Origin of the sequence: Fontibacillus forbon (assembly GCF_046559655.1) — a bacterium.
GTDB lineage: Bacteria > Bacillota > Bacilli > Paenibacillales > Paenibacillaceae > Fontibacillus.
This window is the reverse complement of record NZ_JBKGFV010000003.1, coordinates 797622-807666: the sequence shown is the minus strand read 5'-3', so window position 1 is coordinate 807666 and position 10045 is coordinate 797622. Positions and strand designations below refer to the sequence as shown.

Sequence of the window (10045 nt, the reverse complement as noted above, 5' to 3'; positions counted from 1 at the left end):
CCCAGTGTGGCCGTTCACCCTCTCAGGTCGGCTACGCATCGTCGCCTTGGTGAGCCGTTACCCCACCAACTAGCTAATGCGCCGCAGGCCCATCCGTAAGTGACAGATTGCTCCGCCTTTCATTATCTCACCATGCGGCAAAATAAATTATCCGGTATTAGCTACCGTTTCCGGTAGTTATCCCAGTCTTATGGGCAGGTTGCCTACGTGTTACTCACCCGTCCGCCGCTAACCAACGGATTCCCGAAGGAATCCATTAGTCCGCTCGACTTGCATGTATTAGGCACGCCGCCAGCGTTCGTCCTGAGCCAGGATCAAACTCTCCAATAAAGTTGAAACTTATTGAATAAGCTGATAGCTCATTTTGAAACTGACGATTATAATAATCGTTTAAATATGACGTGTTCCATTTGTTCAGTTTTCAAAGAACTTGCTTGCTTCTATTCGACTCATTCTGCATGAAGTCAGTTTTTGTCGAACAGTTACTTATTATAGCGAGCATTCAATTCGGTGTCAACTTCTTTTTTTATGACGGAAGCAATTTAGCAAGCAACCGTCGGAAGCGACAAGAAATAATTTACCACGCCCAGTCACCGAATGCAATAAGTAAATTATTCCAAATAAAAAAGAACTGACCTTCACGCCAGGTTCATCCCCACCATGAGATCAGTTCTCTGAGCATACCGTAAATCGTTATTACTTTGGAGATTCAATCACGATAACGGAACCGTCCGAACTTGAGCCCGATTCGGCTGATCCTTCACCGCCTGCCGTATCTTCTTTGCCTTTATTGGCCTCTTTATCCTTGATGGCCTTGTCGAGCGCGACCTGGCCTTCCTGCTCGATTGTTTGCAGAGCCTCATCAATCGATTTCTTCTTCTCCTGAACGAGTGCGAGTTCACGATCCATGATCGTCTGATACTGCGAATAGAATTCCATAGGGATTTTGTCCATCCGGGAAGACATATCCGGCGTCGTTTTCGGTTTCAGCTTATAAAAGACTTCCAGGTTGTGCCCGTCATACTCCGTATTAAATCCCATCCGGGACAGCAACCCGTTGTTCATCGTTCTGGATTTGATCTTTGCAAAATCTTCCCCGTTAATGAACTTAATGAAATCCCAGGCGGCGTCCACATTCGGCGATCCCGCTCTGATTCCGAAAACGTCATTGAAATACACATTCCTAGTCGTTTCGGGATCCGCCGGATCAACAGGTCCCGTAGCCATTCCAAGTTCAAACGGTTTATAATCTTTGAGCGAATTTTTAACTTCTTTTAAATTCTGCAGCATATACGGATCACCTACCGTCATTGCAATCCGTCCCATCAGGAACAATTGGCTCTGGTAGTACTCCTCCATCGTCCCGCCCATGAAGCCGCCGTCCTTCGGATTGTAGACCGTTTTGGAATCCATGGCATCGAGCGCAAGTTTATAGACCTTTTTCCATGAATCGGTATTGAGCGTTACCTTTTGCGTATCCGGATTGACTGCGGACAGCCCTTCCGCAGAGGCAATGCTCTGGGCCAACATACTAAATGACATTCCATAATTCGTTCCATATCCGTAGACTCTGGTTTTCTCGTCCCCTTCGCTCGGGAAGCGGCGGGCCAGGTCAAGAATATCCTGCCAGGTCATTCCGTCATGAGGCGGCTCGACACCGTGCTTTTTGAACAAGTCCGCGTTATAGAAAACAGCGGAACCGCTAAAAGTTGGACTCAGGCCGTAAAGCTTACCGGCTCCTTTTTCTTTAAGAACCTCAATAAGTGCAGGGTAAATCGAATCGATATTATATTTGTCCCGTTCGATTAACGGGTCCAGTTCCACCAGTTTTCCTTCGTTAGCCATCTTATCGTAGTTATCCGTGCCCAGCATTACAACGTCCGGTTGTTCCTTGTCGATAAAATCTCTAAGCGCCTTATTGTAGTCAATCACTTCTCCATTATTTCCGGAGTAGATAGATTGGGTACTGACGACTTCAATATCGACATTCGGATATTTCATGGCAAACAAATCGCCGTACTGCTGAAAAAAGTAACTCTCGTCATAAAACATCACTTTCATACTACGCTGGGTTTCGGTTTCTTTCGCCGGACTGCTATTACAACCGGTAATCAGCACCAGCAGACTGGCCATCGCCACTAGCGTAAGCTTTTGCAGCTTTTTACTTTTTAACATAGGCCCCTCCCGATCATTAATATTTGTTCTCGTGCCACAACCTACTCCGCTGAATCGGATTCAACGGTAACGCTGGTTTCCGCTGCAGCTCCACCTCCCGCGCTCTCATTACCCGAAGCATCGGAGTTCTTCTTGTTTGCCTGTTCCTTCACCGCTATATCCAGCTGTGCCTGACCTTCTTCCTCGATCGTGCGCAGCGCTTCGTCAATCGATTTACTCTTCTTCTGAACCAGATCCATTTCTCTGGAAACAATCGGTTGATACTTTTGATAAAATTCCACAGGAATCTTGTCCATGTTCGCAGTATTGCTATCAAAGATCGGCTTCAGCTTGTAGAATGCTTCCAGACTGATTCCGTCATATTCTTTGGTAGCTCCCATTCGTGACAACACTCCGTCATTCATCGTTCTCGACTTGATTTTTGCATACTCGTCACCATTAACGAATTTGAGGAATTCCCAGGCTGCGTCCGCATTTGGGGAGTTCGCGCGGATACTCAATATTCTTCCGAAATAAATATCGCGCGTTTGATCCGGCGTTGCCGGATCTACCGGCCCTGCGACAATGCCGAGCTGAAACGGTTTATAATCTTTGATGGCACTCTTGGCCTGCTTAAAATTCTGCAAGAAATAAGAGCCGTCCATCGTCATCGCCATGCGGCCCATCAAAAACGGCTGGCTTTGATAATATTCTTCCATCGTCCCGCCTTGGAAGCCGCCGTCCTTCGGATTGTAAATGGCGTTGGATTCCAGCGCATCGTATGCGGTCTTATAAGCTTGTTTCCAGGAGTCCGTGTTCAGCGTGACTTTCAACGTATTCGGGTTTATCGCTTGCAGCCCTTGTGTTGAGGCGATTCTGGAAGCCAGGTTTTCAAGCGTCGTACCCCCGTATTGCTCCCCGAATCCGTAAATCCGCGTTTTCTCGTCCCCGTCCACCGGGAACCTGCGGGCCGTATCGATCAGTTCCTGCCAGGTCATCCCGTCATGCGGAAGTTCCACTCCGTACTTGGCGAATAAATCGGCATTATAAAAAATGGCGTTGCCATAAAAGGATGGAGCAAGCCCGTACAGCTTGCCGCCGCCTTTTTCCTTCAAGAGATCGATCAGTCCGGGAAAAATCGTACTCGTATCGTACTTATCTCTGTCGATCAGCGTGTCCAATTCCATAAGCAGGCCTTCTGAAGCGAAGGTATCATAGTTATCGGTATCCAGCATAACGATATCCGGCTGCTCTTTCTCCACGAAATCCTTGTAGGCTTTTTTGTAATCTTGTTGCTCCCCGTTATATAAGTTTTGCATGCTTACGACTTCGATATCGATGTTCGGATACTTCATGGCAAAGAGATCGCCGTAGGTTTGATAAAAATATCCTTCGTCCCCGAACATGATTTTGAGACTTTGCTGCTCCTTTTGCGATTCCTTGGCCGGACCGGCGCTGCAACCCGCGATCAGCAGCATACTACTGATGACCAGGAGCGACGACTTATGTAACCACTTCAGTTTCATTTCTACCCCCTGAATTAAACTTTTTAATATACGTTCTAGTGGTATAACGTATGCAAGAGATGGAAAGTTACATAATTTTGTTATGAATTTCCACCTATGGTTTCAAAAGAATAAAGGCGAGTAAAGGTTTATATGAAAAAAAAGCCCTTACGTCCCCCTTGGAGGTCCGAAAAGGCTTTTAATTTGATGAAGCTAATCTCGCTAGCCGAACATTCTCAGTCATTCATTTCTTTATTCTTCAAATCATTGATCGCATCACGTGTCTTTTGGATTTTATCGATCGAAAATTCAATATTGATTGAAGCATAAGCATAGAACAGCACATCAATAATGAAAAATTGGCTGTGTTTCGATCCGGTCGCCGCACTTCTGACCTTGGCCTCGGGAGCCAGTGAAGTATAAAGATTGTAATCGCTGAGTTCAGACAGCTCGCTCTTTCCGAATCCGGTGAAGCTGATCGTCACGAGTCCGTTCTTTTTGGCAAACTTCATTAACTGCAGCACTTCCTTGGTGGCGGCACTGTAAGAAATGCCTATGAAAGCACTGCCCCGGGGTGCATTGGCCATGCTCATGGTCAAGACGTGCATGTCCGAAAAAGCATAAGCATTCTTGCCCAAGCGTAGCCATTTCTGCGCAATATCCTCCGCTACAAGGGCGGAAGCTCCTACCCCATAGGCGAAAATCGCCGGGGCCTCGTGGAGGCTATGCGCGACCTTCTCGATCACGCCAATATCAAGCAATCCCACGGTATCCCTTAACGATTGAACCGCATTGGATAGAATCTTGTCGACCAGATCGGCGGTGTTCTCGTTTTTGTTCAAATCGTAATATCCTGTCTTCTGGTCCTTGGCCAAATCCGCCGATAGCGCCACTTTCAGTTCCGGAAAGCCTTTTAGCCCCATGGAACGGCAAAAGCGGACAACCGAAGCGCTACTGGAAAGAGAACGGGTAGCCATTTCCTGCACGGACATAAATACGACCTCATCCGGAGCGGCGAGCACGAATCGCGCTACCTTTTGCTCGGACTGCGTTAATTTTGGCATCACATTCTCGATTCGCGATAATATTTGACCAACACCCACGTTAACGCCTCCAAATCAATCTCTGAACCTACTTAATACTACTATATTATGCCTGATGATGTTCCCTGGCAAGAAAACGAAAAGGGTGGCCGCTCTTTTGCAAAAACGGCAGCAGCGGGAGATCTTCCTCGGTTACATAACCGATCACGTTCACCCGTTCATCACGCGGAAGAGGATTCAAAACAATCTGGAATTCGCCTTTGTAACGCTTATATTTGTCATTATCCAGGGTCAGGGCCCCCGGGGGCCGTTCCACGCAACGGGCCGGCTCGATGTCTCCTTTGAAATGTCTCCGCGCATCCTCCGAGCGAATTACGTCGCGAGCAATATCCGGCCGGTTATGATGGATCTCATCCCATACATGGGACGGAAGTTGATCGCGGACACCGAGCAGCACGACGCCTTCATTCCATGAAATAAACTGCCGCATCGTCCAATCGCTGACCGACAAATCTCCGATCACCACCAGATCCACCGCACCCTCGTATTGCAGCTCCAGATAACTGGCGAAAGGCGATTGATGGCGGTGTTGCTCCAAGGTAGGCAATCCCTCGCACAAAGGCCCTCTAAGGTTTCCGTCGCCCGGAATAAAGGCGCCTACCTTCAATCCCTGGGACCTCAACCACTCATTCCGGGCTTTGAACGTATTCCATTCAAGTCCCGTCTCCGCCCGGGGATAGTAATTGTGCCAGGCTTCCAGAGCCGAAAAATCGGCTCCCAGCCTTTTCAGCTCATCCAGAAAGGCTTGATCGATCGTGCTTGCATTGAGGGAAACCTGCCAGTCGCGGGTAAGTTCCGCGATTTCCGCATTTTCCATCCCGTTGTCGATTCTCAGCCCCGTAACGCCGCACTCCTTCAATTGGGCAAGAGAGAAATTATTGAACGTTCGCGGAGAAACATCGACCATCAGCATCATTTGATGTTCGGCCGCGAATCCGCCGATTTGGTTCAGCGGTTCAAGCAAATGGTTCGGATCCTCCTCCGGAATCTGTAAGGAAGTAAAAATCGTATCGAAACCATGCTCGCGCATTAGCGTCAAATAGGCCAAAGACTCATCGATGCTTTGTTCCGTTAACGAGACAAGTACGCCGCCCACTCTCATCCACTCCTTTTATCTCATTCTAATCTGTAATTGTCCGGTTTTATAAAATAAGGTTCATTATGCCGCTTCTTTAGGCAGTCTGGCTTCCTTAGGCACACCGAACAGGTAGGTGCATAAAAAGCCGAAAAAGTAAGCGGTGAGCAGCCCCAGCAGATAAATCCACCATTTGCCGTCGGCGATCAGCAGCAGCATCTCCAGACCGGTCGCCCCGATGGCAATCGCGCCGACATTGCCGAAGTACCCGATCACGGCCCCGCCAAAGGCAGCACCCAGACAGGCCGTCACAAAAGGCTTGCCAAGCGGAAGCGTAACCCCGTAGATCAGCGGCTCCCCGATGCCCATTACGCCGACCGGCAGGGCGCCTTTGATGATGTTTGTTAGCGGCTTGTTCTTATAGCAGCGAACCCAAAGCGCGAGGGCCGCGCCAACTTGACCCGCTCCAGCCATCGCCAGAATCGGAAGCAGTACGGTCACGCCGGTCTGGTTAATAAGCTCGATATGAATCGGCGTCATAATATGATGCAGTCCCAGCATAACCATGACCAGCCAAATCCCGCCAAGTACGAATCCGGCCAAGGCCCCGCCGACGGAAAGAATCCAGTTGACGGCGATCAGCAGGTTGCTGGCAACAAAGCCTGCAAAAGGCATGATCAGGAAGATGGTCAACAACCCCGTAACCAATACACTCAGTAGCGAAGTCACAATCAGGTCAATGGAGTCCGGCATGATTTTGTGCAGCTTTTTCTCAATAACGGACAATATCCATACGGCCAACACAACGCCGATAATTCCGCCTTGGCCGGCGATGAGCGGCTCTCCGGTAAACAGGTTCATGATCGGAAGCTCGGGTTTCATCCCCGTAAGCAGCGTTGCGCCGCCGATCAATCCGCCCAATGACGGGCTGGCGCCGAATTCTCGGGCCGAGTTGATCCCGACGAAAATCGCCATGTAGGAAAACACGCCGTTTTTGATGACGTTCAGGATCAGGTTAAACTGCAACCAGCCGTCTCCGGTCAGGTAACCGGCCGTAATGAAGTTGGAGATTACGGCGGTGATCCCCGCCAACAAACCCGCTGCCACAAAAGCGGGCGCCAACGGAATAAAAATATGGGAAATCGATTTCAAGAAATTTTTGATCGGAGTATCATTGCGTTTTTTATATTTTTCCTTGTTTTCGGCAGCTACTCTGGCTGCCTCCTTTTTGTTGTCGCCAAGGTCGTTGGCCGTGCCATGAGGAACTGCATCCAGAGGAATGGGCTCGCCCATCTCGACTCCGCTGATCTCCGCGATTTCCTTGGCCACCTTGCCGACCAGCCCGGGGCCGACGATCACTTGCAGGGTCGATTCTACGATCACTCCAAGGACTCCCGGCACCTTCTTCAGCTTTTCGATGTTGGCCGTCTCTTCGTCACGCAGCGTGAGACGGACGCGCGTCATACAATGGGTAACCAGCTCTACGTTTTGGATGCCGCCGATGGTATCCAGAATTTCTAAGGCCATATCTTTTTCTTTTGCCATGGTCATATCCCCTTTTCTGTTTGTATGGCCCGTCGTATGAATCCGTCCGACTCCGCCAGCTTCCGCTGCGCTTCTTCATATTCCAGGCCCGTAAGCAGCATAACCACTGCCAGTTTCACTTGATGGTGGCTCCTCTCGTAGTAATCGGAAGCGGTTTCAAGATCGCATCCCGTAATCTCCCGGATCATGGATTTGGCTCTGATCACCAGCTTCTCGTTTGTAGGCTGAACGTCTACCATCAGATTGCTGTAAACTTTCCCGATTCCGATCATGGCGGCCGTTGAAATCATATTGAGCACCATTTTCTGAGCCGTTCCGGCTTTTAGGCGCGTCGACCCCGTCAGTACCTCGGGACCGGTAACAATTTCAATCGGATACTTGGCATATTTGCTGATCTCGGCGTCTTTGTTGCAAGACAGACTGGCCGTGGAAGCTCCGACCCGGGCGGCATATTGAAGTCCGCCGATGACGTAAGGCGTGCGTCCGCTAGCCGCGACTCCCAGGACCGTATCCTTATCGCTTAAATTCAATTTCTTCAAATCGGCCTCGCCTTGTTCCAGCGAATCTTCCGCACCTTCCACCGCCAGTCGAATGGCCGTTTCGCCGCCGGCGATTACGCCTTGTACCATATTCGGATCCGTACCGAACGTAGGAACGCATTCAACGGCATCCAGAATGCCCATCCGCCCGCTTGTGCCAGCCCCTGTATAAATGAGGCGTCCTCCCCGCTTGAAACTCTCGATGACGCATTTTGTCACCTTTTCGATATCCGGCAGCCGCTCCTTAATCGCCAACGATACCTTGGCATCTTCCTCCTGCATCAAACCCAGGACCGATATCGTTGACAGTTGATCCAAATCCAGCGTACGGTCATTTCTTGTTTCCGTAATCAAGTTATCCAGCAACCATATCCCTCCCTCTCCAAATTCTCTTAATCCTAATTTCTTTATCTATCTGCCCACAGTGTACACTATAAGAAATAAAATTACAATAATAATTTAGTTTTATGTAATAATGTTTCAGAGGATGGCAGATTTATTTCACCATAAAAAAAGTCTTCAAACCGGATCATTTCCGATTTGAAGACTTTTTAGTCGAGAAAAATTAACTCAAGTTTCCTGGAACCGACTTGGAGACGCGGCCCGTTTTTACCAGGGCAGCTTGTGCTGCGGAACGGATTACCTTCACTTAAAATCACCTCCTTACAAAATAAATGGCGCATAAGTCGTTGCGTTTCAGTTGGAATGCACCGCTTCATCCGCTTCATTTTGCAGCCAGATCGTCCGCAGTGCCTGTTTGATTTGGCGTTTCTCGTAAGAACACGGGCGCTCTCCGGTACGCATGCGGAATAAAGGACAGTGGTTCCCCTGACAAGCAGGACGGAAGAAACAAGCCTGGCAGTTCTCATCGCTCTCCTCGCCGGAAGTCGTCCAAAGCGCCAGCTTGTCGTAATCAAGATCCAGCGTGCCGTCCTGATGAATCACGCCCAGCCGGTTATTGTCCTGCTCCAAAGCCACGGAGCATTTGTACAACAAACCGTCGGAGCCGACGATCAGGGAATTCGGCTTCGCCGCATAGCACACGGCACCGGTCGGAAGCAACGTATCCGAAATAAATGAACTGACGGTAAGCCCGGCCGAAATCGCCTGTTCATTGAACTCCCAAATTTTGATATCCTTGGTTCGCTCGTCGCACACCGGCAGGTTCAGATCATTCTCGCCACCCATGCAGCCGACGGGACGGAAGTACACTTTAAACCGGGGATCGTCCCCAAATAATTCATACAGCACGGGAATGAACTGTTTGACGGCTTCCAGGTTGCTGTTATCAAAGTTAACGCGGACATTAATCTCAAAAGAACGTTCTACTTCTTTCAGGGACAGCAAGTTGTTTACGATTGTCCGGTAAGTCCCCCCGCCCCCATGAAGCCCACGGCGGGTATCATGAACCTGCTCTCCGCCGTCTAACGTCACCATAAATCGCTCGACATGCAAATCCAGCATCTGTTCAAAACGGGCCTTGGTCAGATAATAGCCGTTGGTTGACATTTCGGCCCCGTAAGTAGCGCCGCTTTGCTCGCAAGACGCCATGAACGAACGGGACAACCGTTCAATGATGTGCGGGACGAGTAGCGGCTCGCCGCCGTGCCAGCTGATTGTCAGCCGATTCAGCGTTCTGGCTCGTTCTTTCATGTACGCTTCCAAGCCTGCGATGACTTCCTGAGTCATCGAAGCCCGCGGAAAGTGTTCATAGCAATAGTTGCAGCGGAAATTGCACGCTTCGGTAACAAGGAGAACCAGGTGCATCGTATCCTGGGCATGCATCGATTGATGCAAGAACGTAGCCCGGCGGAGTTCGTCCGTATCGGCACCGACGAGAAACCCGTGCTCGATCAGCCCGGCGAACAACGGTGGAACCGGATCCGGAACAGGCGCTCCGGGGCGTAGCCACTCCAACACTAGGCTTCGCTCTTCCGCCGAGAATGAGTCGATTGCGCCGGTATAGCTGTTATACAGAATTAAGCCGCCCACATCATCCCCGCTCTGCGCATTAAAACGCGAGGCTTTCCACTGTAGCTGCAATGCTTCATGATTCATTCGGTATTCCCATCTTTCATGTTCAATGTGGTTTCGCTGGCTTTGGACAGGCATAGCCTTCCGATA

General features: G+C 49.8%; 7 protein-coding genes and 1 rRNA gene. All 8 read right to left on the bottom strand.

Going from position 1 to position 10045, the window contains the following annotated elements; all coding sequences use genetic code 11:
- Nucleotides 1–330: ribosomal RNA gene (locus tag ACLB09_RS15645) — 16S ribosomal RNA — on the bottom strand; the annotation flags it as partial.
- 366 nt (nt 331–696) lie between these two features.
- Nucleotides 697–2175, bottom strand: a complete 1479-nt coding sequence (locus ACLB09_RS15640) for an ABC transporter substrate-binding protein (RefSeq protein ID WP_410770757.1) — start codon at nt 2173–2175, stop codon at nt 697–699.
- Between the two features lie 41 nt (nt 2176–2216).
- Nucleotides 2217–3680, bottom strand: coding sequence for an ABC transporter substrate-binding protein (locus tag ACLB09_RS15635; RefSeq protein ID WP_410770756.1), 1464 nt, complete (start codon nt 3678–3680; stop codon nt 2217–2219).
- Between the two features lie 215 nt (nt 3681–3895).
- The gene (locus ACLB09_RS15630) at nt 3896–4762 is read right to left on the bottom strand and encodes a MurR/RpiR family transcriptional regulator (RefSeq protein ID WP_410770755.1); all 867 of its coding nucleotides are present in this window, start codon (nt 4760–4762) and stop codon (nt 3896–3898) included.
- A gap of 46 nt (nt 4763–4808) precedes the next feature.
- Complete coding sequence (locus tag ACLB09_RS15625) at nt 4809–5858, bottom strand: DUF871 domain-containing protein (protein WP_410770754.1); 1050 nt, start codon at nt 5856–5858, stop codon at nt 4809–4811.
- Nucleotides 5859–5921: 63 nt separating this feature from the next.
- Nucleotides 5922–7382, bottom strand: a complete 1461-nt coding sequence (locus tag ACLB09_RS15620) for a PTS transporter subunit EIIC (protein ID WP_410770753.1) — start codon at nt 7380–7382, stop codon at nt 5922–5924.
- A 2-nt stretch (nt 7383–7384) separates the two neighbouring features.
- Entirely contained in the window at nt 7385–8287 is a 903-nt protein-coding gene (gene murQ / locus ACLB09_RS15615) for an N-acetylmuramic acid 6-phosphate etherase (protein WP_410770752.1), read from the bottom strand.
- Nucleotides 8288–8617: 330 nt separating this feature from the next.
- The gene (locus ACLB09_RS15610; protein ID WP_410770751.1) at nt 8618–9979 is read right to left on the bottom strand and encodes a radical SAM protein; all 1362 of its coding nucleotides are present in this window, start codon (nt 9977–9979) and stop codon (nt 8618–8620) included.
- Between the last annotated feature and the right edge of the window lie 66 nt (nt 9980–10045).

Coding starts and splice junctions, on each gene's coding strand:
- ACLB09_RS15635 (WP_410770756.1), bottom strand. CDS start 3,680: ATGAAACTGAAGTGGTTACATAAGTCGTCGCTCCTGGTCATCAGTAGT.
- ACLB09_RS15640 (WP_410770757.1), bottom strand. CDS start 2,175: ATGTTAAAAAGTAAAAAGCTGCAAAAGCTTACGCTAGTGGCGATGGCC.
- ACLB09_RS15620 (WP_410770753.1), bottom strand. CDS start 7,382: ATGGCAAAAGAAAAAGATATGGCCTTAGAAATTCTGGATACCATCGGC.
- ACLB09_RS15610 (WP_410770751.1), bottom strand. CDS start 9,979: ATGAATCATGAAGCATTGCAGCTACAGTGGAAAGCCTCGCGTTTTAAT.